Genomic DNA, 26,080 nt, shown 5'->3' with positions numbered 1-26,080 from the left:
ATCAGTTGATCTGCACCAGTGAGCCCTTGACCTGGGCCACGCCGTCGGCTTCCACCGCGACCATCGCGCCCTTCATGCCGGCTTTGACCTGGCCCTGAAGTGCCAGTTCGCTTTGGGCCGTGACCTTGACTTGGACGCCCTCGATGGTCACGTTCCCGCCCTCGGATTTCAGGGAGATGTTGCCGCTTTGCGAAGCGATCGTGATGTCCCCGGAGTCGCTTATCACTATCGACGACGTACCGGACTTGACCGTGATCGGCTTGCCTTGGGGCATCTCCACGGTGGCGCCGCTGGCCGCCAGGTTGAGCTTGGCCTTGTCGCCGGCCAGCTTGAAGAGGAAGGCCGCGGTGGTCGGGTCGTCGTCGCCTTCGACGATGGAGAACACGTGGCCTTGCCGGGACGTGATCGTGCGCTCCGCGAGCTTCTTGCTGCTCGTGTACTTGAGCTCGGGCGGCTTGTCCGCCCCGTTGAACAGGCCGCCGAGGATCGCCGGCTGGCGGGGGTCGCCGTTCTCGAAGCCGACGAGGACCTCGTCGTTGACCTCGGGCTGGTAGCCGTAGCCGCGTGTGGCGCCGGCGCCCACGTTGACGACGCGAGCCCACCAGGTCTCTACGTCGTTGGAGAGGCTCGGGATCTTGATCTTCACCCGCCCGAGACCGTCGGGGTCTTGGGCGTTGGTGACGATGCCGACGACCAGGCCGGAGTGATGGAACGCCGGGGTCCGGGCGGCGCCGGTGCCGAGCGTGTCGACCAGCGAATGCGAGGTGCGGTCCCCTGCGCTGAAGCGGGTGGTCAGGGGGGTCCCGGCCCGGAAGACGTGCTCGACCTTGGTGACCGGGTACTTGCCGGCGACCTTGGTCGGGACCCCGCTGACCTCGACGGTGGTGCCCAGAGCGATGCTCGGCTCGTCGACGCAGGTGCCCCGCACGGAGACCGCCGCGCTGACGGCGCGGTCCAAGACGGCCTGGCTGATGGACTGGGCCTCGGTCTGGCTGGCCGGCGTGAGGCCCATCGTGAAGATGGCGCTGCTGCCGAAAGCGGCCTGTGCGTCGTTGGCCTTCTTGGCCAGCGGCGAGGTGGACAGCACTGCGGTCGAGGCGGTGCTGCTGCTGCCGGTGATCGGGGTCTTCTGGGACTTGTCCCAACCCTGGACCTTCACCTGGTCGGGGTGCTGGCCGGAGGCTCGCACCGAGAAGGCGATCAGCGACTCGGCGTAGGTCACCGAGACGGTCTGGCCCGCCGCCGGCTTGGCGAAGTGCAGCTTGCGCCCTTCCGCCCACCAGTCGTATCCGGTCCGGCGGGCCAGCTCGGTGAGCATCCCGAGGTCGCTGTCGGGCTGAAGGATCCAGTCGAAGACCTCGGTGGTCGCGTCGACCATCGCGGTCAACCCCGCCTGCGACGCCATGGTCGACACGATGTCGGACACCTTCGACTGGGCGAATGCCTTCACGGTGGTGGTCCGGCTGAGGCGATGCGATCTGTCGTGGGCGGTGAAGCTCAGCTCGGCGGCGCCGTCTTTGCCCATGTCCATGGTGATGCCGGTGATCTCGCCGTTGAACAGCGTCACCGACTCGCCGCTGTCGGGCGCCAGCGCGGCGATCTCGATGGGCGAGCCGAGGTCGAGGCTGGAGTCGTCGATCAAGAAGCTGGCGCCGCTTATGCCGTCACGCTCGAGGAACCGGAGGGTGGCTCTCGCCGGCACCTGGTACTCGGATTCGACGCGCACCTCGGTGAGCGCGTCCAACCACTCGGCACCCAGGTCCGACCCGTTGACGCTCAGCGTCGGGGTCAGTGAGATAGGCAATTCAGAACCGCCCCGGGATGGCCAGCAGCGAGCCGGCGCGGAGTGCCAGCGGATCCTCGATGCCGTTGGCCTCGGCGATGCTGCGCCAGCGGGTCGAGTCACCGAAGTGCAACGCCGAGATGCGATCCAGGGTCTCACCGGGCTGCACCCGATGTACCCGGTGCGGGTAGGGGGTACCCGACGTCGGGTTTTGCGGTCCGAAAGCCATGTCCTGCTGGTATTGCGTGAGGGTCATGCGGGCCCGGGCCCGCAGCGGGGTGCCCGACGACGAGAAGTACTCGAAGGTCACCTCCAAGTCGGTGACGACGGACTTGAAAGAGTGGAAGTCGCCCCAGTGGAAGATCACCCACGGCGGACGGGCGTTTCCGGTGGTGGCGCTCGAACCGGGCAGGTTGCTGTTGACCTCCATCAGCCCGACCAGCTTCGAGGTGTGGGTGCTCACCGACTCCCCGGTCCCGGTCGTGTCGAAGAACAAGGTGAGGCGCAGCACCCCCGACGCTGCACCGGTGTAGCGCAGCGTGGGGACGCCCTTCCCCGGCCGGGTGGCGCCGGCCCAGCCATTGGATTGGGACAGGGCCAGGTCCGCAGGGTTGAACAGGCAGGAGATCGTCTGCTTGTCCTCGGTCTCCAAGAACGCCTTGTTGTTGTTGGATGCGGGCATCAGAACACTCCCGGGTTGTGGCGAAGCCCGCGTCGCTCGAGATCCTCGATGATGCGCTCCTCGACGGCTTCGATGATCTGCTCGAGCGTCTCGGGGGTCAGCTCCCACGCGGTTGGTCCCTGATGGGGGAGGGAGGGCTCCGATTGGTAGCTCACGCTGGGCGCTCCGTGACTGGGGCTGGTGGTGGCCGGCGGGTCGGTGACGAGCCGGGAAACGGCGGGGGAGCCTGCCGCGTCGAAGAACGCTCGCTGCAGGGTGCTGGTGTCGCCGCCGCGCCGGTCGCGGCGTTCGGGGACGAGTGGTCGGGGTGGGGCGGCGGTGGTTGAAGGGGCGGGGAAAGGAAGCGCGGGTGCGGCGACCGCCAGGCGCTCCACGCCGGCGCCGCGAAGGTCGGCAGGGGCGTGGCCGCCCAACGCCCTCAACAACTGGCCGGTGCGGGTGGCGTGCCGTTCCTCGGCGTCGCGGTGGTCGTCCCCGAAGAACCTGGGTACCGCGGACGGGCGGGCGACGTGCACCAGCTCGTGGGCCATGATCTCCGAGGTGCGCGCCGAGCGGTCGGGGGCGCCTTCGAGGTGGATGACCCTCCCTACGGTGGCTGCCCGCTTGCCGGCGGCGGCCAGCGCCGCTCGGCTGTTCGGCCCGGTCGACATGCTCACCGGGGCGCGCCCGGCGATGACTCGGGCCAGGGGCTCCAGGTGGGCCGGCAGCGCCTCGGGCCGGTCTTGGCCGCGGCTGCGCATTACGGCCGCGAACCGGGTGGATGCTGAGGACGGACCCTGCCTGCCGGTGGCCGCTCCGGCGCCGGTCGCCGGGAGAAGCCCCCGCGCGGTGTCTCCCGCCGGTTCGCTGCTCCCATGCCAGCGGATCCGGGCCGCCCCCGGTCCGGGGGCCAGCCCGTCGGGGTGAGTGACGTGGAGCGGGCCGCGGTCGGGGAAGGAGCGGTCGAAACTGGCCAGGCGCTGCAACGACGCGGTGACCGGCCCGGCGACCGTCCACCGGCGGGGGTCGTGCCGGCGCTGGATACCCGGCCCTGCCCGGCGGTGGTCTCCGGCCCGGGGTAGCTGCCCGTGACCGGCATGGAACGGGTCCTCGGACGCACCGGAGGCAACGGCGGTCCCGTCCCCGGCGCGCCGCCGGAGCGCCGGGCCCTGACCCGTGCCGCGGCCGGGGGCGGCGCCGGCCGCATCACCTGGACGCAGCGGGCGACCCAGCCGCTGATCGGACGCGGCAACGCTCCCACGCCCCCCGGGGACCGCCGGCTGAGGAGCCGGCGCCGGGACCTGGCCGGGTGCGCCGGCGGTCGCTGGCTCGCTGGTGGCGGTCTTCGTGCCGGCGCGGGCGGCGCGCGCCGCGTCGCCCCTGCCGCCGGCGGGATCCGACGCGTCGGGCCTGCCGGCGGCGCCGGCCGGCGGCGCGGGCAAGGCCCGAACCACGCCGGGTGCCAGCGAAGCGGCTTCGGCCGGCCCGGCGACGAGGCGACTGATGGCTCGGCTCCACGAACGGCCGACGATCGGATGCGAGCCCGACCCGTCGCCTCCGTCCAGGCGCAGTCGGCGGGCCATCGCGCCGGGACGGACCATCTCCGCCCCGTCGGGAGAGTCGATCGAGCCGGCGAGGGCAGCGCCCGCGTCGCGGGCCGACGACAGATCGCCGGGCGCTCCTGCCGCGCTGGCGTGGAGCCGCTCGCCTGGACTGGCCGGGGACGCCGCCGGTGCTGTTGCTGCTCGCGCCGATGCTGCTGTCGACGCTGGTTCTGTAGTCGGTCCGGCCGCCGCCTGCGGCGATGCCGTTCTCGGCGCCGGTTCTGTGCCCGTCGCGGGTGGCGCTCCCGGCGTTGCCAGTGCCGGGGCCCCTGACGTTCCGGCGTTCCTCGCTCCCGTTTCGCTGCCAGCGCCCCCAGCCGTCGGGCGGTCAGAGGATGCCAGCGCGACCCGGCGGAGCGGGCCGTCCCCCGCAGGGGGGTAACCCGGCGTGGTCCTGGTCCCCTCCGGCCCCCGCCCGCCGAGAGCCGGAGGAGCGACCGGGCCGATCATCCCGGGCCGGGACGGCCCAGCTCCGCCCGGAACCCGCCGCGACAGCAGGCTCCGGCCTGTGGCCCTCTGCAGCGCCGCGCTCACCGGAGCGGCCAGCGCTCCCAAGCCGATCCCCGGAGCGCGCTGGGCCCGCTCGAGCGGGGCGTCCCCAGCCACCGCGGTGGCGTCCGCCGCGTCCCCCGGTCCCGCCGGCGGGGCGGCCGGCGCTACCGGCGCCGGGTGGTGGGGCGCAGCCGGGCTTTCAGGCGGAGCTGACCCCGCTGGCGTGGGGCCCGCCGGGGCAGGGACGGGGGAGGCCGGGGGCGTCGCGGGCGGCACCACCGCCGCGGGGTCGGCCGGGGGCGTCGCGGCCGGCGGCACCACCGCCGCGGGGTCGGTCCCCCAACCAGCCGCAGGGGCCGGCGCCCGACGCAGCACGGAGCCAGTAGCGGCATAGGGGAGCGGCGGTCCCGCAGGCAACGGAGGGACCGAAAGGCCGGGAGGCGGCGACAGGTCGGGGCCTGCCGTCAGAGACTTGGGCGCGACCAGGGCCGGGGGGGACGGGAAGGAGGCCGCGCTTTGGCGAATCGACGCCTGACGGCGCGGCGAGGCCGCCGGCGCCGGTGCGCTCCGGCGTGCCGCGGTCGTGGCGGCCCGCCCGGGCCGGAGGGTGGCGACCGGCCCGGCCGGTACCGGGCGGGGTGCCGGGTGGGCGACCGACGCCGGCGGCGGGAAGCGGTGTTCGGCGGTCAGATCCGCCGCCATCCGTCGCGCCGAGGCGTGGCCCGCGGCGGCGCGGGCCGCGGCCCGCCGAGGTGCGGGCGGCGACGCCCCGATCCCGAAGGACGCGGGGCCGGCCACGCCAGGGCGGCCGGGTCCGGGCGCGCCGCGAGAAGTGGCGTTGCCCGACCGGGAGCCGCCCGGTCCTGGGCCCGCTGCGTCGCCAGGCGACGCGGGGCGCTCCTGCGGCGCGCTGCGGGGCTCGCGCCGAGCGGGCCGGGTCCTTCCGGCCTCCCGGTCGCTCAGCATCGGGCCTACTGCGCTGACGTCGGCGGGGTGACGGACGAACACCCGCTCGGCTGACATCCGCTGCGTCACCGACGCCGGGCCGGTCGCCTCGCCGACGCGGGAACGCATCCGCTTGGACACGGCCCGCGGCAGGCCCCGCGGCGGGGGTGCAGCGGTGTCGTCGTCGGCCCGGGCCCGGTCCCACCACGCGGCCAGCAGCGGCGCGGGCGGCGCCCCTACTGGGAGGGCGGAGGTCGCGGGCACCCGTCGCAGGGTGGTGGCCTCGAGGCGGGCGCGGCTGGATAGGGGACGCCCGACCATCGACGAGAACTGGCCTGCCCCGCCAGCCAGCCGTCCGAGGGATGCCTTGTGGGCCCGGACGTTGTCTCGGTGCCAGAAGTAGCGGCTCGCGATCTGCCGCCCGAGCGGGAACGTCGGGTCCTCGGAGCTCATCGGATCAGGAGTAGGTCTTGGTCGTGAAACCGTGGTGGGCTAGCTCGATCTCTTCTTGCAGCGGGTTGTTGCCGCCGCTGTCGAACTTGGGCCCGACCCATCGCACGGCGAAGGCGTCCTGCAGCTCCCAGGAACGCAGCCGGGTGCCCGACGTGGAGATCGCGGTGATCGCCCCGGTGTTGCGGGTCAACTTGTTGGAGTTGGCCGCGAAACCGGTCCCTGCGGTCTTGTTCACCCAGTCGAAAAGGGCGTTGTTGTTGGTCACGCCGCGCCGCAGGATGATGTGGGGCCAGGTCATGCGACCTGGCAGCTGGTGAACGAAGCCGTTCTCGCCGCCCTCCGAGTAGGTGGCCACCTCAACGGTGACCTCCAGGCCCTCGATCTCGGAGAACATGCCGATCTCCACGCCGTCCACCTCGAAGAGGAAGGCAGCGCTGGTGGGGGCTTCGCCGTTGAACCCTGTGGTGGTGTCGCTCATTGGGCCCGGACCGCTTCCCACGCCCTGGCGTTGAGCGACGCCACACCCCGCACGAGCCGCGCCCGGTCGCCGTGCTCCAAGTCGAGCAGGTCATCGAGGGGCCAGTGGAGGTGGTACGCCAGGTAGACGACCTCCTGCCACAGGGCCTCGGGCGGGTACCGGATCATCGAGTGGTGCTCGGCACCTCTTGGATCGCAGCCCGCCGGCCGCCCGGGCGGTCGCTCTCCAAGGGCACGTACGGCGCCGACGCCGCGGCGGACGATTCGGCGGTCTCCTCCGCCGGCGGCGCGGGGGCGGCCGGCGGAGGCGCCGCGGGAGCCAGCGACTCCTGCTGCGCGGCGAGCAGAGCGTCGATGTCGGCGTCGGTGCCGAAGTTGACCACCCCGTAGAAGTCCTGCAGGTACGCCAGGTCGGCGGCGAAGAGCCCCTCGATCTCGTTGGGCGTCACGAGGGTGATGGTACCGAGGGTGCGGATGACCCGGGCCAGGACCAGGATGGTCAGGCGCGGGTCATCCGGACCCATGATCGTCGGGTCGCGCAGCGGCTGGAGCTCGTCGCGGGCCGTCGCCAGGCGCATGGTGCCCTTGCGGTGCAGGGCGCCGGACTCGTCGACGTAGCCCCGCGGCAGGACGAACTCGAACTCGGTGCGGACCCCGCTCATCCCCTCGCCACCTCCGGCGTCGGGCTGTCAGTCACTTCTTGCGCTCCAGGCCGGAGTAGGAGATGGTGATCGTCTCGGTGATCGGGTCGTTCTTGGTGACGTCGACACCGTCGGAGGCGATCTTGGTCACGAACGCGTCGGTGAAGTTCCACCGGGAGATCTCGGTGAAGTTGCTCCCGTAGATCACGATCGAGCCGCCCTTGCGGGCGTTGGCCATGTCGCCCTTGCGGACGCTGTCGAACCACTTCCACACGTTGTCGGAGGTGGCGTCTAGAGGAGCGAGCCGCTTCACGGTCAGCTCGCCGGTCATCTTGGGCTTCGACAGCGCGACGCGCTGAACCAGCTTGCCGCCGGTCAGTCGCTCGTTGAAGTCGGTGTGCTCGACCTCCATCGAGAGTCCGTCGACGGCCATCAGGTTGCTGATGACCTCGCCGTCGATCTCGAGGAAGAAGTTGGTGCCGATCATCGGGTCGGAAGAGAGGAAGGTGCTAGGCATGGTTCGCTCCTAGGGTCACAGTCGTTGCGTGGTTCACGGTCGGTAAAGGATGGAGGCTGGCACCGGCGTCAGCCGGCGACCTGCTTTTGCTGGCTGACCCGGAAGATGACGAACTCGGCGGGCTTGACGGGCGCCAGCCCGACCTCGACGATCAGGCGCCCCTCGTCGATCGATTCGGGCGGGTTGGTCTCGGCGTCACACTTCACGTAGTACGCCTGGTCCGGCGTTGCCCCGAACAGCGCCCCGGCGGTCCACAAGCTGTTGAGGAACGCGGTCAGCGTGCGGCTCACACCCTCCCACAGCTTGACGTCGTTGGGCTCGAACACCGCCCACTGCGTGCCGTCCAGGATCGTGGTTTCGACCATGTTGAACAGCCGGCGGACGTTGATGTAGCGCCAGTCGCTGTCCGAGGAGAGGGTGCGCGCCCCCCAGATGCGGATCCCCCGCGTGCCGAACGGGCGGATGCAGTTGATCCCGATCGGGTTGAGCAGGGACTGCTCGTTTTTCGTGATGGGCCGCTCGATGTCCAGGCAGCCGCGAATGGTGTCGTTGGCCGGGGCCTTCCACACGCCGCGGGTCTCGTCGGTGCGGGCCCAAACCCCTGCTACGTGGCCCGACGGCGGGACGTACATCTCGCGGTCGCCGTTGGTGCCGGCCGGGTTCTCAACCTTGATCCACGGGTAGTAGAACGCCGCGAACTGCGTGTCGTACATCGCGACGTCGCTGCGCCACTCCTTGATCTGCTGCACGGTCATCCCGGGAGGCGAGTCGAGGACGGCCATCCGGTTGCCCTGCAGCTCGCAGTGCCCGATGAGGGCGGTCTGGACGGCCTTCCAGAGACCGAGGTCCAAGGTGCCGTCCTCCTTGGTGGCCGCGGTGACCAGGTCGGGCACGACCACCATCGTCACCTCGTCGGCGATGGACAGGCCGTTGATGCCCGTGCGAGCCGTCTCGGAACCGGAGAACTTCTTCCCGGTCACGGGGACCGGCTTCGGCGGGGCCTTCTCGAGGCTGAACACGCCCGGCTTCAAGATGTCAACCGCGTTGGACAGGTCCATGCCCTTGTCGAGCAGCACCTTGACCTTGACCTTGGTCGAGACGCCGTTGACCTGCTTCTCGACGTTGTCGTCGCCGGGCGTGAGGGTGACCGACGGGAAACGCTCGACCTCCCTGCCGCCCTCGATGATGACCAGATCGAACGGAGCCGGGCCCTCTTGGTCCTCGCCGCTGTCGACGGGCTCGACCGCGACGGACAGCTCGGCGTCAGGCTCGATGCTGGTGATCTCCAGAGGCGTGCCGAGGGCCCGGTCGGCCGCAGGCAGCGCCAGCTGCGAGGGCTCGCCGGCCGGGACGGTGTTGGGGACCCGGACGATGTAGGCGATGTTGCCGCCGTTTTGGAAGTAGCCGTACACCGAGAGGGGCAGCATGCAGCCCTTCGCGAAGCCGCCGTAGAGCTGCTCGAACTGGGTCCAACTGGTCACCAGTCGGGGCTGGAGGCCTTCGGGGTCGGCCGGGTCGTCAGACGGCGCCTTGGCCGTGAACCCGACAAAGGCCGCAATGGCGGTGGCTGCCGCAGAGAGGCTCTTCTGGGAGGACGGGACTTCTTCGACGTAGACACCAGGTGCGGCGTACGTGGGCATGGACGGCTCTCCTCTTGTTCACAGGACTCGATGTGGCGCATCAACCAGAAAAAGCCGATGGTCGGACCGTCTTTCGAGCGCCCCCTCCATGCGGGTGACCGGCGAACCAGCCGCACCATCAATGCCGGAATGTAGCCCATTGCCCGGCTGCCGTGCGACAGAATCTCGCCGCTCGATCCGTCTTTTGGGTGAAATGCCAGATTCGTCTGGCGTCAGGCCAGAGTGGTGACCCCACCAGACGGGGTGACCGTCACGACCCCACCCCAGTTGCACATGCACTGCGACCCGGCGACGAGCACCGGCTTACCGGCGACGAGCACCTGCGGCGACTGCGGAATCCAGGCCTCGGTGACCGGGATGCACGGCATCGGGGTCAACACGCCGAGCGCAGCTGCGGTGGCCGCGGCGACCATCGGGTTGGACAGGGTCGAGCACATTCCGAACGGCGGGATGTTGACCATGGGGAGGGCGTCGGCGATGGTCGCCACCGGCAGGCCGCCGCTGGTGGTTCGAGCAATCGGCAACACATTCAGCACAGACGGAGCAAGTCCGAAGCTGCACTGCATCATCGCTCCGGTGGTCATGACGGGCTTGGGCATGACAGGGTGTCTCCCTGGGGATTAGAGCGACCAGATCAGGTGTGGGACGCCTTCACAGAGGCAGTTAGAGGCTGGCCGGTGGTGGTGATGATGCAAACGATCGTCCGGTCTTTCGCGGCCCAGCTGCGCACAGACGGCAACAAATAGGTGTAAAACAGCGAAGAGTCTCGGTAGTCGACCCCGGTATACGCCTTGAACCGCTGCAGGCAGCTGCCGTCCGCGAAGGTGCGCAGCGCCGCCGCGCCCGGGTAGTTGTCGCCGGAGTTGTCGTCGACCAGCGCGAACACCTCCTGGGTGTGGGGGGTCTTGCACGAGACAACCTTGAGGTCTGCCACCTCGGCCTTGATGTCGGTGGGCGGGACGATGCAGCTGCCGGGTTTCAGATGGAACACCGACTCGTTGGCGGAGACGGAATGGTTGGAGCTGCCGCAGCCGGCGGCCAGGGTCGCGACGAGCGCGAGCAGGGTGAGGCGGCGCACTATTCAGTCGTTGGCAGTGGTGTCGATGGCGGCCGCGTGGCCAACCGGGCGCGCCGGGGCGTCTCCTCGGATGTGCAGCTCGAAGGTCGCCCGCAGCGCCGCCAGGCGAGGCACCCGCTGCCACCAGGACGCCAGCGCAAGCTGCCGGTTGTCTCTACGCAGCCCGTCCAGAGCCCGAGTGATGTCGTCGAGACGCCCCTCGATGGCCGCCAGCCGGTCGAGGATCTCAGGAGCGGGAGGCTCGGGGGGTCGCTCCGCGGTCCGCAGAGTGCTGAGGACCTGCTCGACGAGTGCCTCCAACACGTTGGGAGCCGGCGCCGCCTGCGCCTCCCCGGACGCGGCGACGGCGACTGCGGGCAGGCCGGGGACATCCTCTGGCGCTGGCTCGTCGCCCACCGCCCACCGCAGCAGCTGGGCCTCCCATTCGCGCTCGGCGGCGGCCAGGCGGGTCCCCTGGGCGTCGGCCACGCAGGTGGCCGACCCGAGCAGCTGGAACCGCAGCAGGTCGCCGGTGCGGATCACCGACGTCCACCGCAGGCCGTCGTCGGTGGACGCCACCAGCTCGGCGGCGAGGTGGCTGGCCTCCCCGCAGTGAACCAGGGTGGTGACCGCCTCCACCGGGTCGGCGAAGTCGCGAAGAGCGCTCGGCGTCAGGTCGCCGATCTGGTAGCAAGCGACGGTCCACGCGACGGCCGGTACCGAAGGGTCGGGCCGCAGCAGCAAACGGAGGGCGTCGGCGTCACCGGCATCGCCGAGGACCACCAGTCGGCGTCCCGCGTCAGCGGCGTGGTGGCGGGCGTCGTCGCTGTCGGGGATGCTGGCGGCCAGCGCGACCACCGCCTCGCGGAAGGCCACCACGTCGGGATGACGGCTGGGGTAGCGGCGCGCGCCGGAAGTCGGGCTCGGCGCCGCCGTGCTCTGAAGATCCTGAGCCGTTGTGGCCATCCCCTCGCCCTCCTACCTGTCCCTCGGCCGGCGGGATGCTTGGCCAGCCCGGACGTGGGCACTATAGGTCTCGTCACACCTCTCCGGTACCGTCGCCTCCATGCTGGAGCTGCACCGAGCGTCGCGTGGTGACAGCCTGGCCGACGGCCTGGCGGAGGTGCTGCGCTCCCCGGTGGGCGACCCGTTCGCCGCCGAGATCGTGGCGGTGCCGACCAGGGGAGTCGAGCGATGGTTGTCGCAGCGGATTTCGGGCGTGCTCGGCGCCCGGCCGGGCGGCGCTGACGGGGTGTGCGCCAACGTCGAGTTCCCGTTCCCGGCGGCGCTGGTAGGCGCCGCGCTGGCCGCGGCGACGGGCGTGGACCCGGCCGAGGACCCGTGGCCGGCCGAGCGATCGGTGTGGCCGCTGCTCGGCGTCGTCGACGACGCCATCGCCGAGCCGTGGCTGGCCCCGCTGGCCGCGCATCTAGGGCAGGCGCCCGGCGACGACCGATGGGCCCGACGGTTCTCCACGGTCCGCCACCTCGCCGACCTGTTCGACCGCTACGGGGTGCACCGTCCGGAGCTGCTGCGGTCTTGGGCCGCCGCCGACCACTCCCCATCCGGCCCCGACGAGGCCTGGCAGGCCGAGCTGTGGCGCCGGCTGCGAGCCCGCATCGGCGTCCCCGGGCCGGCCGAACGGCTGCAGACCGCCTGCGCCCGTCTGTCCGAGGCCCCGGACCTGGTGGAGCTGCCCGGGCGGCTGTCGCTGTTCGGGTTGACCCGGCTGCCGGCCAGCTACCTCGACCTGCTCGCGGCCCTGGCCGCCGGCCGGGACGTGCACCTGTGGCTGTTGCATCCTTCCCCGGTGCTGTGGGATCGGATCACCACGCTGCCGAGCGCGCCCGGCCTGTCGCGCCGCACCCACCGCCCGCCGGTTCCGGCCAACCCGCTCCTGCACACCTGGGGCCGCGACGCCACAGAGATGCAGGTGGTCTTGGCCCGGGCTGGCGCACGGCCCGGCGCGGTGTTGCCGGACCCGGTCGCACCGGCGACCTTGCTCGGGCGTATCCAGGCGGACGTAAGGGCGGACCGCCAGCCAGCCGCCCCCCCTTTCTCCACCTCCTCCGACACCCGCCCGGCGATGGCGGACGACGATCGCAGCATCCAGGTCCACGCTTGCCACGGGCGGGCCCGGCAGGTGGAGGTGCTGCGCGACGCCATCGTCCACCAGCTCGCCGCCGACCCGACGCTCGAACCTCGCGACGTGATCGTCATGTGCCCCGACATCGAGGCGTTCGCCCCTCTCATCCACGCCACGTTCGGGCCCGGAAGGGAGGTCGCCGGCGCCGATCTCCACGTCCGCCTGGCCGACCGGTCTCTGCGTCAGACCAACCCGGTGCTCGGTGCGGTGGCGCGGCTGCTGGACCTGGCGACCGGCCGGGTCACCGCATCCGACCTGCTGGACCTGGCCGGCACCGCTCCGGTGCGGACCCGTTTCGGCTTCGACGACGACGAGCTGACCCGGGTGGACGGATGGGTGCGCTCTTCGGGGGTGCGGTGGGGGATCGACGGTCCGTGGCGCAGCCCGTACCGGCTCGACGGCGTACGCGACGGGACGTGGGCCGCGGGCCTCGACCGGATCCTGACCGGCGTGGCCATGTCCGAGGAACCCCACGCCTTGGTAGGCGGAGTGCTCCCCCTCGACGACGTGGACAGCGGCGACATCGACCTCGCCGGGCGGCTGGCCGAGTTGGTGGAGCGGGTCGGGGCCGTGCTGCGGGACTTCAGCCAGCCCCGAAGCGTCGAAGGGTGGATGACCGCCATCGCCGGCGCAGCCGACGCTCTCATGGCCTGCTCGCCGGCGGACGAGTGGCAGCGCAGCCAGCTGACCCGGATCCTCGACGAGCTCCACGCCCAGGCATCAGCCAGCCCCGCCGGCGTCTCCACGACGCTGTCGCCCGCCGAAGTCCGGGGGCTTCTCGCCGACCGCCTCCGGGGTGTCCCGACTCGAGCCAACTTCCGCACCGGGCACCTCACCATGTGCACCCTCGTCCCGATGCGCTCCGTCCCCCACCGGGTGGTGTGTCTCCTCGGCCTCGATGATGGCGCCTTCCCCCGCCGCAGCACCCCCGGCAGCGACGACCTCTTGGCCGCCGACCCCCACATCGGCGACCGAGATCCCCGCAGCGAGGACCGCCAACTGCTCCTGGACGCGCTGCTCGCCGCCCAAGACACCCTGATCATCACCTACGCCGGGCGCGACGAGAGGACCAACGCCGCCCGCCCGCCGGCGGTGCCCGTCGGCGAGCTGCTCGACGTCGTCGACCGCACCGTGCGCGTCCCCGGCGACGAACCGGCCCGCCACAAGGTGCTGGTCACCCACCCGCTCCAGCCGTTCGACGAGCGCAACTTCGTGCCCGGCGCGCTGGTGGCGGGCGCGCCTTGGAGCTTCGATCGGTCCGCCCTGGACGGTGCGCAGGCAGCTCGCGGGTCGCGCTCTGCCGCGCCGAGCACGCTGAGCGAAGTGCTGGCTCCGTTGCGGCCCGACCCGGTGGGTCTCGACGACCTGGTGCGTTTCGTGGAACACCCGGTGAAGGCGTTCCTCCGCCAGCGGCTCGGTGTCACCGTGCGCGGCGAGCGGGTGGAACCGGGAGACTCCATAGCCATCGAGCTCGACCCGCTGGAGAAGTGGCAGGTCGGCGACCGGCTGCTGGCGGCGCGCCTCGCCGGCGTCGGAGCGGACGAGTGTGTCCGCGCCGAGCTGGCCCGCGGGTCCCTGCCGCCCGGGCGCCTCGGCCGGCGGGTTCTCGACGAGATGACCCCGGCCGTCGAGGCCCTGATCGCGGAGGCCGCCGCGCCCACCCGCGACGCCCGCCTGATCGACGTCACCGCGCCGGGGGCCGGGTTCACCGTGGCGGGCACGGTCGGCGACGTGTTCGGCGCCCAGGTGCGCACCGTGACCTACTCGCGTCTTGCCGCCAAGCACCGGCTGGCGGCTTGGGTCCGGGTGGTGGCGCTGAGCGCGTCGGACCCGGACCAGCCGTGGACGGCCCGTTCGGTCGGCCGGGGCAAGGGCAACGCGGTGGCGGTGGCCCGCATCCCGCCGCTCGGTCCCGACCCGGCCACCCGCCTGGCTCGGGCCACCCAAGAGCTGGATGCCATCGTCGACCTGTACCTGCGGGGCATGCGAGAGCCGCTGCCGCTGGCCCCCAAGACCGCCGCGGCGTGGGCGGCCGAGGCGCATCGCGGGCGGGACGGAGAGGCCGCGGCCAGGCGGGAGTGGGTGACGGGCTACAGCGCGCCTTTCCCGCTCGAAGACCAGGATCCCGCTCACCGCTTGGCTTTTGGCGGTGTACTCGACTGGGACCGCTACGTCGCGGCCCGACCGCGCCCCGACGAGGCCGGCTGGGGCGGTCACCACAGCCGCGCCGGGTGCCTGGCCCAGCGGCTGTGGGCGGGCCTGCTCGCGCTCGAGGTGCTGTCATGACGGGGATCGCGCCGAGCGCCGTGCGCGCCGGGGACGCCGCCGTGCCCTTCGACCCGGCCGCTCCTCTGCCGAGGGGGGTCACGCTGCTCGAGGCGTCAGCGGGGACCGGCAAGACCTACACCATCGCCAACCTGGCGGTGCGGTACCTGGCCGAGGGCACCCCCATCGACCAGCTGCTGGTCGTCACCTTTACCCGCAGCGCCACCGGGGAGCTCCGCGACCGGGTGCGGGCCCGGCTGGTCGCAGCCGAGGCCGGCCTGCGCGCTGCCGCGGCCGGCGTCGAGCGGGCCGGCGAGGCGGCCGGAGCCGACGGAACCGACGGAGCCGACAAGTCGCCAGTCGAGCGTGACGAGCTGGTCGATCTCCTGGCCGAAGGGTCAGTCGATGACGTGGCCCGCCGGCTGGAACACCTGTCGGCGGCCCTCGCCGACTTCGACGCGGCGACGATCTCGACCATCCACGGCTTCTGCGAGCAGGTCCTGACCAGCCTGGGCACCGCGGCCGACTGCGGGCGCGACCTCCGCTTCGTCGAGGACAACGACGGGCTGGTGGACGAGGTGGTCGACGACTTGTACCTGCGCAAGTTCCGTGGTTGGGACCACCCGACGTTCACCCGCAAGGAGGCCCGACAGATCGTCGCCACCGCGGTGGCCAACCGCGACGCCTTCCTCGAGCCGGCCCTGGCCGGCCGCGACACCCCAGAGGGCCTGCGGGCCAGCCTGGCCGCGCGCGGGCGCGACGAGGTGATCCGCCGGTCCCGACAGGCGGGCACCATCGGATGGGACGACCAGATCGCCCGGCTGGCGGCCACCCTCGACGGTCCGTCGGGGGACACCGCCGTGGGCCGCCTTAGGCGGCGTTTCTCCGTGGTGCTGGTCGACGAGTTCCAAGACACCGACCAGCAGCAGTGGGACATCTTCCGGAAGGCGTTCGCCGCCGGCGACGTGCCCCTGCTGCTGATCGGCGACCCCAAACAGGCGATCTACAGCTTCCGCGGCGCTGACGTGTGGACCTACCTCGCGGCGCGGGCGACCGCCGGGCAGCCCCGCACCCTCGGCACCAACTGGCGCAGCGACCAGCCGCTCCTCGACGCGCTCGACGCCCTCATGTCCGGAGCCACCCTGGGCCACCCCGAGATCCCGTACCGGACCGTCACCGCCGCCGCCGGCCACGACACCAGCCGCCTGGCCGGCGCGCCATCGCCGGCACCGCTGCGACTGCGCCTGCTCCACCGGGGCGACGGGCTGATCGAGCAGACAGCCAAGGGATGGGCGCAGGCCGACAGCGCCCGCCTCGCGGTGGCCGCCGACGTCGCCGACGACATCGTCGCTTTGGTCTCCTCCGGCGCCACCCTCCCCGACGAGCGCCCCGCCGGTGGATCCGTCGCAGGGGCCGCCTGCATCGAGGGTCCGGGCGGGATCGGGGCGCGGGACGCGACCGGCCGCGCTCCTCGCCGCCGGGGCTTGACCTGCGGAGACGTGGCGGTGCTGGTGCGGGCCAACCACGAGGCGGCCACCATCCACCGGGCCCTCGACGCCGCCGGGGTGCCCGCGGTGATCGCCGGCGGCGGGAGCGTGTTTGCCACCCCCGCGGCCGGGCAGTGGCTGACGCTGCTCGAGGCGTTGGAGCAGCCGGCGGCGACGGCCAGGGCCCGAGCCGCGGCGCTGACCGCGTTCATCGGCTGGGACGCCGCGACGTTGGTCCAGGCGACCGACGCCGAACTCGACGGTCTCCAAGCCGTGCTGCACCGCTGGGCCGCGGTCCTGGCCGAGCGTGGCGTCGCGGCGCTGACCGAGACGGTGGCCGTCGAGCAGGGGCTGGTCGCCCGGGAGCTGGCCTGCGTGGGCGGGGAGCGGCGCCTGACTGATCTGCGGCACGTGGCGGAGCTGCTGCACGCCGAGGCCCTCCAGTCCGGTGCCGGAGGGCGGGCGTTGACCGCATGGCTGCGGGATCGGGTGGACTCCGCCGGCTCCGACACCGCCGCGGAGGAGCGCAGCCGGCGCCTGGAATCCGACGCCGAGGCGGTGCAGATCCAGACGGTGCACCGCAGCAAGGGCCTCGAATACCCGGTCGTCTACCTGCCCTACCTGTGGCACGCCTTCCCCGACAAGGACGCCATGCCGCTCTACCACGACCCCGACGCCGGCGACCGGCGGACCATCGACGTCGGCGGCGACCGGCCCGACGGGTGGTGGCGTCATCGCGCCCGGGCCGCCGAGGAGCGGCGCGGTGAGGACCTTCGGCAGGCCTACGTCGCGTTCACCAGGGCCCGCCACCAGGTGGTGGTGTGGTGGGCGACGGGGCACGAGACGACCAACGCGCCGCTGGCCCGGCTGCTGCTCGGCCGGGCCCCGGCCGGGTCGATGTCGCCCAAGCCCGCGGCGGTACCGAAAGACGACGACGTCGTCGAGGCCAGGATGCACGAGCTGGCAGCGCGTGCCGCCGGCACGATCACGGTCGAGCGCGTCGGTGCGCCGACCCGGGGTACATTCCAGCCGGCAGCGGCGGAGGCGGCCGACCTCGACGTCGACCGCTTCGAGCGGACCCTCGACGTGACCTGGCGGCGAACCTCTTACACCGGGCTCACCGCCGCGGCCCACGGCGCGGCCCGGCCGGCCACCGTGGCCAGCGAAGCCGAGACGCCCGGCCTGACCGACGAGCCGGCCGCTCCCGACGCCCTGGCCGACGCGGCCCTGCCGTTGACTGCCGGCGGGGGGTCTGGCGGCGGCGGGTCTGGCGGCGGGGGCGAGTCTAAGGGTGCAGGCGGCGGGGGGTCTGGCGGCGGGGGTGGGTCTGCGGTCACCGGCGAGGCGAGCGCTTTGCCGTCGCCCATGGCGGCGCTGCCCGCCGGCGCAGCCTTCGGTATCACCGTCCACGCCATGTGCGAGGCGGTGGACTTCTCCGTCCCCGACCTGCCGGCGGCGCTGTCGGCGGCTCTCGCCGCGGTCACCGGCCGGGCGGAGGACCCGACGTTGGCTGGGCTCCCCTCGGCGTTACAAGCGGTGATCGAGACTCCCCTCGGGCCCCTCGCCGGCGGGCGGCGGCTACGAGACGTGGGACGCGCCGACCGCCTCGACGAGCTGGCCTTCGAGCTGCCCCTGGTCGGCGGCGACACCCCCCGCGCCCAGTTGGCCCTGGCCGACATCGCCGGCTGCATGCGTCGCCACCTACCCGCCGCCGATCCCCTCGGCTGGTACCCCGATCGGCTGGCTGATCCAGCCATGGCCCAGCTGCTGCGCGGCTACCTGGTCGGCAGTATCGACCTGGTCTTGCGGCTGGCGCCGGTACCGGGGGGCGACGGGCCGGCGGCTGAGGGCCGCTTCGTGGTCGTCGACTACAAGACCAACTGGCTGGGCTCGCCCGGCGAGGCCCTCACCACCTGGCACTACCGACCGGCACGGATGGCCGAGGCCATGGCCGCCGAGCACTACCCGCTCCAAGCGGTCCTCTACTCGGTGGCCCTGCACCGTTATCTGCGCTGGCGCCTGACCGGCTACGACCCTCGCCGGCATCTCGGCGGGGTGCTGTACCTGTTCCTGCGGGGCATGGCCGGCGCCGCGACGCCGGTCGAGGACGGCAACCCGGCCGGCGTGTTCGCCTGGGAGCCGCCAGCGGCAATGATCGTCGAGCTGTCCGACCTCCTCGACCGCGGGGTGCCATGAGCAGCTCGTGGGTCGGTGCCGCGGCCCGCCCCCGGCCAGCGGGACTGGAGCCGGCCGACGCCCGCCGGGCGGCGACCGCCCCGCCCGCCCTGGCCGTGTGGAACGAGCCGGCCGTGCTCACCTCACCCGACATCCACGTAGCCCGGCGCTTGGCGGACCTGGCCGAGGCAGGCGGCGTCGACCATCCCGACGCCGTCCTCGGCGCCGCCTTCGCGGTGCGCGCCGTGCGGCTCGGTCACGTCTGCGTGGACCTGGCCTCCATCGCCGGCACCGCGACCAGCGACATCGACCCCGGCGCGGACCTGGCGCTGCTTCCCTGGCCGGACGTCGGCGGCTGGCTCGACGCCATGGCCGGGTCCGGGATGGCGGCGGTAGGCGACGAGGACCCCCACCCACTCCCGCTGCGTCTCGTCGGCTCCCGGCTTTACCTCGACCGCTACTGGCGCCAGGAGCGCCAGGTCGCGGCCGATCTGGCCGACCGGGCGGCCCGGCCCTTCGCCGACAGCGAACTCGACCCCGAGGGGCTGACCGACGGGCTGCAACGCCTGTTCCCCGACAGCGGTACCGGCACCATCCCGCCGGGCGCGCCTGCCCCTGACCTCCAGCGTCTGGCCGCGGCGGCAGCGGTCATCGGGAGGGTCTCGGTCGTCGCCGGCGGCCCCGGTACCGGCAAGACGACCACCGTGGCCAGGATCCTGGCCCTGCTCGAGGCGCAGGCGGCGACTGCCGGCGGCCGTCCCCTCCGGGTGGCCCTCGCGGCGCCGACCGGCAAAGCGGCGGCCCGCCTGGCTGAGGCGGTCCACGACGAGGCGGCGCGCATCGACGTCAGCGACGATGTCCGCCGGCGGCTGCTCGGTCTGGAAGCCTCCACCCTCCATCGCCTGCTCGGCTGGCGCCCCGACAGCGCCAGCCGCTTCCGCCACGACCGCAGCAACCGCCTGCCCCACGATGTCGTCGTTGTCGACGAGACGTCGATGCTCTCGCTGTCGCTGATGGCCAAGCTGGTCGACGCGGTCCGCCCCGACGCCCGGCTGGTCCTCGTCGGCGACCCTCAGCAGCTGGCCTCGGTCGAGGCCGGGGCGGTGCTCGGAGACGTCGTGGGACCGGCCGCCGCGGGGATGCGCATGCACGATGCGACCCGCCGGCGGCTCGTCGCGCTGACCGGCGCCCCGGTCCCGGCCCGCGACCCGGGCGTCGCCGGTGCGATCGGTGACGGGATCGTCGTGCTCCAACGGGTTCACCGCTTCGGCGGCGGGATCGCCCGAGTGGCGGCCGCGGTGGCCGCAGGGGACGGCGACGCGGTGATCACGCTGCTGCGGGCCGGGGGAGACGATCTGCGCTGGTTCGACACCGATCAGGCGAGCAGGGTGCGCGACGACGTGGTGCGCACCGGGGCCGCCCTGGCCCGCGCCGCACAAGACGGTCGGGGCGCCGACGCCGTCGAGGCGCTCAGCGCCCTGCGGGTGCTGTGCGCCCACCGGCAGGGGCCGGCCGGCCTGGAGGCATGGAACGAACGCATCGAACGGTGGTTGGCCGAGGCGGTGCCCGGCTACGGCCTGGGCGGTCCGTGGTACGCCGGGCGTCCACTACTCGTGACCGAGAACGACTACGAGGTTCAGCTCTACAACGGCGACACCGGGGTCGTCGTGGCGGGCAGGGACGGGAGCCCCGTGGCGCTGTTCGAGCGGCGCGGCGCCCTTCGCGAGGTGGCACCCGCCCGGCTGCGAGCGGTCCAGACCCTCCACGCCATGACCGTGCACAAAAGCCAGGGATCACAGTTCGAAGAAGTAGTGGTGGTCCTTCCCGACGCTGGCGGCCCGAGCATCACCCGAGAGCTGCTCTACACCGCGGTCACCCGAGCCCGCCAGCGGGTGACCGTCGTGGGGCCCGAGGCGGTCCTGCGCAGCGCCGTCGAACGACCGATCGCCCGGGCGTCGGGCCTACGGCAACGCCTCTGGGGCGACTAGCAAGCCGCTGCTCAGCCCTGAGGTTGTGGTCGCCAGATCAGGCTGCGGTCAAGGGCTTCGGGCGACGCCGCGCCGGCCAGAGCCATAGCCCGGCGCAGATCGTCGGTCAGCGCCTCGAACAAAGCCTCGACGCCCCTGGCGCCGCCAGCCGCGACCGCCCACTGGACGGGACGGCCGACCATCACCGCGGCGGCGCCGAGGGCCAGCGCCGTCACGATGGCCAGCCCGTCGTGGACGCCTCCGTCCACCACGACCGGGGCCGCGCCGTCGACGGCGTCGACCACCTCGGCGAGGGCGTCGGCGGTGGCCACCGCCTGGTCCAGCTGCCGCCCACCGTGATTGGACACGATGATCCCCGAGGCGCCCGCCGCCAGGCACTCCGCGGCGTCGTCGCCTCGGAGCACCCCCTTGACCAGGACCGGCAACCCCGACACGTCCCGGAGCCACCCGATGGCGTCCATCCCTGTCCCGGCGTCTTGCGTGGTGGCCGCCAGGGCGGCCGCATCGTCGGCGAGGACCGCCGGCGCCAGGTGGCGGCCGGTGTTGACGTGGCGAAGCGACGGAGGGACCGGGATGGCTGGCGCCTTGGACTTGTCCCCCACGATCGGGGTGTCCCCGGTGAGCACCAAGGCCCGCGCCCCGGCGGCCGCGGCCCGACGGACCAGCGCCTCGGTCAACGACCGGTCGGCGAGGACGTAGACCTGGTACCACCAAGGACCGGCTGCATCGCCGACCGCCTCGATCGACGCCGACGACCGAGAAGACAGGACCATCAACCCGCCTCCCGCGGCCACCCCTGCGGCGGTCGCCACCTCGCCGTCGGGGTGCAGCAACCCGTGATAAGCGCTGGGCGCAGCCAGTATCGGGGCGGCCAGGTCGCTGCCCATGATCGTGGTGGCGGTCCGGAGATCGGCCACGTCGCGAAGCACCCGGGGGCGAAGCCGGACCCGCTGCCACGCCCGGACCGCCTCGCCGGCGGAGATCTCCGCCCACGACCCCGCCGCCACGTAGTCCGCGACCTCCGCGGGAACCGTCGCCAGCGCCGCCCGGCGCTGCTCCTCGATCAGCTGCAACACGCCCACAGCGACCCCTGTCTCGTCGAAACGCGGCGCTGGGGACCGTAGCCCGGGCGGCTTGTCATGCAGCGTTCATCGGGATCACTTGCGCTCCGGGATCGGCGCGCACAGGGTGAAGGGCGGCGTCGGCGACCGCCGGCGCCGTACCCTGCTGCACCCGTCGACCTCACCAACACCAGCCGGAGGAGCCCGCTGATGGTCACCGCCCCCGAGACGATCGCACCGGCTTCCGACCGGGCGTTTGCCGTCGAGCAGCGCGGCATCGACTACGTGCCACTGTCGGAGCGCTGGGCCCGTCCCCACCATCTGTTCGGGATGTGGGCGGGCAGCAGCGTGCAATTCGAGTACCTCGTCTACGGAGCGGTGCTGATGACCTTCGGGCTCAGCTTCGGCCAGGCCGTTGTCTGCATCGTCGTAGGCAACCTGTCCTACGTCCTGCTCGGCCTTTGCTCGTTGCAGGGCCCCGTCGCCGGCACCACGGTGTTCACCATCAACCGGGCCAGCTTCGGGCCGAACGGGTCCCGGCTGATGGCGCTGCTCAACTGGGCCACCCAGGTCGGGTTCGAGACCGAGGGCCTGACCCTCATCGTGCTGGCCGCGGTCGCGCTGTCCGCGAAGGCGGGGTGGAGCGCCGGCACCGGAGGCAAGATCATCTTCATCGTCGCTGCTGCAGCCATCCAGACCGTCCTGCCGTTCCTCGGCCACGCCACGGTGGTCAAGGCGCTGCGGGCGATGATCGCCCCGTTTTGCGTCATTTACGTCATCCTGGCCGCCCTCACCCTCGGCAAGGCCAACCCGGGCGGGGTGCACTCCAGCGCCGACGCCGGCACCTTCATGGTCGGCCTGGCGTTCGTGATCACCCTCGCCGGTCTGGGCTGGGTCGAGTGCGGCAACGACTTCTCCCGCTACCTCCCGCCCGACGCATCCAAGAAGGGCATCGTCGGGTGGATATTCCTCGGCACGGCAGTACCAGAGATCCTCATCATGCTGCTCGGCGCTGCGGTCGCCACCTATGTCTCCAGCGCCGGCGACAACCCGGTTACCAACTTCCCCCACGCCTTCAGCGGGTGGTTCCTGTGGCCGTTCCTCGTGGCAGCCATCGTCCAGCTCTTCGCCATCAACTGCTTGGACCTCTACTCCTCGGGGGTCACCCTCCAGGCCATCGGCCTCCCGGTCAAACGCTGGCAGGCCGTGCTGATCGACACCGTCGTCGCCGGCGGCCTGACCACCTACGCCGTGTTCTCGTCGTCGTTCAACAGGCTGCTCGGGGACTTCGTGGCCGCGGTCATCGCCTGGATCGGGCCATGGATGGCCATCTTCCTCGTGGACTGGGTCCTGCGTCGCTACCGCTACCCCGTCGGCGAGCTGCAGCGCACCGACCGGGGCAGCCTGTTTTGGAGCCGGGGAGGGGTCCGGTGGGCCGCGGTGGGCAGCTGGATCCTCGGTTGCGCCGCCTCGGTGTTGGCGTTCAACCAGACGTTCTACGTCGGGCCGATTTCCACACTTGCGACCGGTGCCGACCTCAGCGTGTTCACCGGCATCGCGGTGGCCGGCGTCGCCTACCTCCTCCTCGCCGGCCGCCAGGTGCGCAAGGAGGCCGCCGACCCCCGCCACGACGACACCACCTCCTTGGAGCCCGTCGCCGCTTCCTGACCTGCGCGCCGGGCACGGCGGTCCTCCCGTTGAGTTCATCGGTCTGTCACACTCCGGACCCATGCAAGGGGCAGAGTCGGTCCGGTGAGCGCCGTCATGGACCAGCGCGCGGGAGGGGCGGTCGGACACGTACTCGCCCAGGTCGTGAGATACGAGTACTCCTCGCCGGTCACCGACCTCCGCCAGCGCCTGGTTGTGCTTCCGCCGGAGGTCCACGGTGGGCAGCGGCGGGTCCGCCACGAGTTCAGCGTCCGCGGCGGCGAGGGCGCCACGTGGGTCACCCGCAGCGACCGTTGGGGGAACACTGTGATCGACGTCCAGGTCCCGACGGTCGAGCGCGCCGTCGAGTTCGTCATAGACGCCGGGACCGCTGTCGACGCCAAACCTCACGCCGTCTCCTCGATCGGAAGGTTCGTCCCCCCGACCCACCTCACTCACCCGCCGGCGGAAGGCCCGATCGCCGCGATGGCCTCGGCGGCACGCGACGCCGACGCTCGAGCCATCTGCTCCATGGTCCACCGGTCCCTCGAGTACCGACCGGGTATCACCGGCGTGCGGACCACCGCCGCCGAGGCCGCCGCGGGCGGCGTCGGCGTGTGCCAGGACTTCGCCCACGTGATGCTCGCAGTGTGCCGGTCCGTCGGATTGCCGGCTCGCTACGTATCTGGCCACCTCGCCGGCGAGGGTGCCAGCCACGCCTGGGTCGAGACGCTGACGCCGGTGAACGCCGGGCGCCGAGCCCGGTTCGCAGTCGAGGCGTGGGACCCCACCCACGACCGGCGCACCGACGAGCGGTACCTCACCGTGGCGACCGGGCGCGACTACGACGACGTGGCCCCCCTGTCGGGCACCTTCGAGGCCGACGAGCTGGTCGACGCCACCCTGACGGTCACCAAGACCCTGAGCGTGGAGGCGGGTCCGTGAGCGCCGTCTGTGAGGCGGGTCCTGTGTGAGGTGGGTCGTGTGTGAGGTGGGTCCTGTGTGAGGTGGCGTCCGCCGGGTGACGGCCTTGGTGGGCTGCTCCTGGCCCAGCTCGGTAACCAACCGAGCTGGGCTTCGTGCGGATTGGGTACATACGTTGGAGTGACCGACGATCCTGCAAGCGGCGTCGCCGCCGGGCGACTCTTGGCTGCGACCCGTAAGCGCGTCGTCGAGGTGGTCGCCGACTTGGAGGAGGAGCTGCTGGCCATCGCGGAGTCCACCGCGGCAAGCCCCGACGACGAACACGACGCAGAAGGCTCGACGGTGGGCTTCGAGCGGGCTCGCGTGGGCGGGCTGCTGGCCCGGGCCCGCCAAGAGCTGGACGACCTCGACGCGGCGCAGCGCCGCCTGGCCGCAGGGACCTACCGCCGCTGCGTCGAGTGCGGCGGAGACATCGGCGCCGCCCGGTTGGAGGCGCTCCCGGGCACGACCCGGTGCGTGACATGTGCCACAAAGGGGTAACCAAACGCTGACAGGACGGCATCCAACACCGCGATCCACGTAATTCTTCCCACCCGCAGTGCCGAAGGTGCTACAGGCGTGACAGACTCAACTCAGCTAATGGCCATCGCCGCCAGTTGACCACGGCGGCGAACCACAAGAAAGCGAGATCGATTGACCACGACCGAGACACTCACCGCTCCAGACGAGCTCGAGCCGCTGGGGAGCGAAGGGCCGGTCGCTGTCAAGCAGAGCTGGGAGCAGGTGGCGCTCGCGCTCTTCATCGTGGTGCCCTTCCTCGCTGTTCTCGCTGCCGTACCCGTCCTATGGGGATGGGGCCTCGGCTGGCATGACGTGGTCATCGCCATCGCCATGTACTGGTTCACCGGTCACGGCGTGACCATCGGCTTCCACCGGGCGTTCACCCACCGGTCGTTCCGGGCCAAAAGGTGGCTCAAGGTGCTCCTCGCCATCGCAGGCTCGATGTCGATCGAGGGTCCGGTCATCCAATGGGTCGCCGACCACCGGAAGCATCACCGCTTCACCGATCGCGACGGCGACCCGCACTCCCCGTGGCGCTACGGCTCCAACCTGCGGGCGCTGACCAAGGGCTTCTTCCACGCCCACATGGGTTGGCTGTTCGACCTGGAGCAGACCTCACACCAGAAGTACGCCCCCGACATGTTGAAAGACCAGGACATCGTCAAGGTCAACGCGTCGTTCAAGTGGCTGGTCGTGGCGTCCATGCTCATCCCGCCGGTGATCGGCGGCCTGTGGGCTTGGTCGTGGGCCGGGGCCCTCACCGCGTTCTTCTGGGGGAGCCTGGTGCGGGTATCGCTCCTGCACCATGTGACCTTCTCCATCAACTCCGTGTGCCACGTGACCGGGCGTAAGCCGTTCAAGACCAAGGACAAGAGCGGCAACGTGTGGTGGCTGGCCCTGCCTTCCATGGGCGAGTCGTGGCACAACCTGCACCACGCCGAGCCCTCCGCCGCCCGGCACGGGGTCCTGCGAGGCCAGATCGACACCAGCGCGCGCCTGATCTGGCTGTTCGAGAAGCTGAAGTGGGTCAGCCACGTGCGCTGGCCCGACCGCCGGGCCCTCGCAGCCCGGGCCCGCGAGGCTGTGCAGCCTCCGGCGCCCGCCCCTTCAGCGGCGTAGCGCTCGTCTCCTCAGCCGCTCGTCACCCCCCTCGCCGGCTGTGGGTGGCGGGCGGTGGGTGGTGGGTGGTGGGTGATGGGTGGGTGGTGGGTGGTGGGTGGTGGGTGGTCGCCTAGGGCTCGGATGGCTTGGCGGCCTGGCTCGCCGGCCTGGCTCGGCGGGGCTGAGCGCTGCTCCACCCGCTGGCCACCTGCCCTGCGGCCACCTGCTCTGCGGGCGCGCCGGCTGCTGGCGGCCCTCCGGCCGGGCCGCTTTCACAAGAGCACATGTCTCAAACCCGCGCTCCAGCGCGGGTTTGAGACATCTGCTCTCCGGGTGGCTGCCGCGAGTCTGCTGCGCCGCCCAGCAGGGGCCGTCCGCGTCGCCCAGCCCCGACGCGACCGCCCAGCCCGCCGGACCGCCTATCCCGCCCGGCCAGCCCCCCTCGCCCCCCGCCA

General features: G+C 72.2%; 19 protein-coding genes. 7 read left to right on the top strand and 12 right to left on the bottom strand.

Annotated elements, in window-relative coordinates; all coding sequences use genetic code 11:
- Position 1 precedes the first annotated feature (1 nt).
- The 11 genes from K6U06_RS16865 to K6U06_RS16815 form a co-directional block, all read right to left on the bottom strand.
- Complete coding sequence (locus K6U06_RS16865) at positions 2-1,804, bottom strand: VgrG-related protein (RefSeq protein ID WP_262323127.1); 1,803 nt, start codon at positions 1,802-1,804, stop codon at positions 2-4.
- Between the two features lies 1 nt (position 1,805).
- Positions 1,806-2,465: a LysM peptidoglycan-binding domain-containing protein gene (locus tag K6U06_RS16860; protein WP_262323126.1), complete on the bottom strand. Its 660-nt coding sequence runs from the start codon at positions 2,463-2,465 to the stop codon at positions 1,806-1,808.
- Entirely contained in the window at positions 2,465-5,938 is a 3,474-nt protein-coding gene (locus tag K6U06_RS16855; RefSeq protein WP_262323125.1) for a DUF4157 domain-containing protein, read from the bottom strand. Before K6U06_RS16855 ends, K6U06_RS16860 begins: the two co-directional genes overlap by 1 nt.
- 4 nt (positions 5,939-5,942) lie before the next feature.
- Positions 5,943-6,416 (bottom strand): phage tail protein, encoded by a 474-nt coding sequence (locus tag K6U06_RS16850; protein ID WP_262323124.1) that lies wholly within the window; start codon positions 6,414-6,416, stop codon positions 5,943-5,945.
- On the bottom strand, positions 6,413-6,583 hold the full coding sequence (locus tag K6U06_RS16845) for a DUF6760 family protein (protein ID WP_262323123.1): 171 nt from the start codon (positions 6,581-6,583) through the stop codon (positions 6,413-6,415). The genes K6U06_RS16850 and K6U06_RS16845 overlap by 4 nt, the downstream gene beginning before the upstream one ends.
- Entirely contained in the window at positions 6,580-7,077 is a 498-nt protein-coding gene (locus K6U06_RS16840) for a hypothetical protein (RefSeq protein WP_262323122.1), read from the bottom strand. Before K6U06_RS16840 ends, K6U06_RS16845 begins: the two co-directional genes overlap by 4 nt.
- 31 nt (positions 7,078-7,108) lie before the next feature.
- Complete coding sequence (locus K6U06_RS16835; RefSeq protein WP_262323121.1) at positions 7,109-7,573, bottom strand: phage tail protein; 465 nt, start codon at positions 7,571-7,573, stop codon at positions 7,109-7,111.
- A 68-nt stretch (positions 7,574-7,641) separates the two neighbouring features.
- Positions 7,642-9,213 (bottom strand): phage tail sheath family protein, encoded by a 1,572-nt coding sequence (locus tag K6U06_RS16830; protein ID WP_262323120.1) that lies wholly within the window; start codon positions 9,211-9,213, stop codon positions 7,642-7,644.
- 212 nt (positions 9,214-9,425) lie between these two features.
- Complete coding sequence (locus K6U06_RS16825) at positions 9,426-9,812, bottom strand: DUF4280 domain-containing protein (RefSeq protein ID WP_262323119.1); 387 nt, start codon at positions 9,810-9,812, stop codon at positions 9,426-9,428.
- A gap of 35 nt (positions 9,813-9,847) precedes the next feature.
- Positions 9,848-10,291 (bottom strand): septum formation family protein, encoded by a 444-nt coding sequence (locus K6U06_RS16820; protein ID WP_262323118.1) that lies wholly within the window; start codon positions 10,289-10,291, stop codon positions 9,848-9,850.
- 3 nt (positions 10,292-10,294) lie between these two features.
- A complete protein-coding gene (locus K6U06_RS16815; protein ID WP_262323117.1) occupies positions 10,295-11,236 on the bottom strand; it encodes a hypothetical protein in 942 nt (313 codons plus the stop codon).
- A gap of 100 nt (positions 11,237-11,336) precedes the next feature.
- Here K6U06_RS16815 and recC point away from each other — a divergent pair, with 100 nt between their 5' ends.
- From recC to recD, 3 genes are read left to right on the top strand one after another with little or no spacing between them, the layout of a single operon-like run.
- Positions 11,337-14,702: an exodeoxyribonuclease V subunit gamma gene (gene recC, locus K6U06_RS16810; protein ID WP_262323116.1), complete on the top strand. Its 3,366-nt coding sequence runs from the start codon at positions 11,337-11,339 to the stop codon at positions 14,700-14,702.
- Positions 14,699-18,364 carry a UvrD-helicase domain-containing protein gene (locus K6U06_RS16805; protein WP_262323115.1) on the top strand — a complete coding sequence of 1,222 codons (3,666 nt, stop codon included), beginning with the start codon at positions 14,699-14,701 and terminating at the stop codon, positions 18,362-18,364. Before recC ends, K6U06_RS16805 begins: the two co-directional genes overlap by 4 nt.
- Positions 18,361-20,331 carry an exodeoxyribonuclease V subunit alpha gene (gene recD, locus K6U06_RS16800; RefSeq protein ID WP_262323114.1) on the top strand — a complete coding sequence of 657 codons (1,971 nt, stop codon included), beginning with the start codon at positions 18,361-18,363 and terminating at the stop codon, positions 20,329-20,331. Before K6U06_RS16805 ends, recD begins: the two co-directional genes overlap by 4 nt.
- Positions 20,332-20,342: 11 nt before the next feature.
- On the opposite strand, the gene K6U06_RS16795 is transcribed toward recD, so the two are convergent.
- The gene (locus K6U06_RS16795) at positions 20,343-21,413 is read right to left on the bottom strand and encodes an alpha-hydroxy acid oxidase (protein ID WP_262323113.1); all 1,071 of its coding nucleotides are present in this window, start codon (positions 21,411-21,413) and stop codon (positions 20,343-20,345) included.
- Between the two features lie 189 nt (positions 21,414-21,602).
- Between K6U06_RS16795 and K6U06_RS16790 the strand changes: the two genes are divergently transcribed.
- The 4 genes from K6U06_RS16790 (at position 21,603) to K6U06_RS16775 (ending at position 25,643) form a co-directional block, all read left to right on the top strand.
- On the top strand, positions 21,603-23,060 hold the full coding sequence (locus K6U06_RS16790; protein WP_262323112.1) for a purine-cytosine permease family protein: 1,458 nt from the start codon (positions 21,603-21,605) through the stop codon (positions 23,058-23,060).
- 84 nt (positions 23,061-23,144) lie between these two features.
- Positions 23,145-23,984, top strand: a complete 840-nt coding sequence (locus K6U06_RS16785) for a transglutaminase family protein (protein ID WP_262323111.1) — start codon at positions 23,145-23,147, stop codon at positions 23,982-23,984.
- A gap of 159 nt (positions 23,985-24,143) precedes the next feature.
- Positions 24,144-24,503 carry a TraR/DksA family transcriptional regulator gene (locus tag K6U06_RS16780; protein WP_262323110.1) on the top strand — a complete coding sequence of 120 codons (360 nt, stop codon included), beginning with the start codon at positions 24,144-24,146 and terminating at the stop codon, positions 24,501-24,503.
- Between the two features lie 153 nt (positions 24,504-24,656).
- The gene (locus tag K6U06_RS16775) at positions 24,657-25,643 is read left to right on the top strand and encodes an acyl-CoA desaturase (RefSeq protein WP_262323109.1); all 987 of its coding nucleotides are present in this window, start codon (positions 24,657-24,659) and stop codon (positions 25,641-25,643) included.
- The last annotated feature ends 437 nt before the right edge of the window (positions 25,644-26,080 follow it).

Origin of the sequence: Acidiferrimicrobium sp. IK, assembly GCF_025499425.1 — a bacterium.
Classification (GTDB): domain Bacteria; phylum Actinomycetota; class Acidimicrobiia; order Acidimicrobiales; family Palsa-688; genus Acidiferrimicrobium.
Note: the sequence above shows the minus strand (reverse complement) of the source record. Positions and strands in the feature narration are given on the sequence as shown.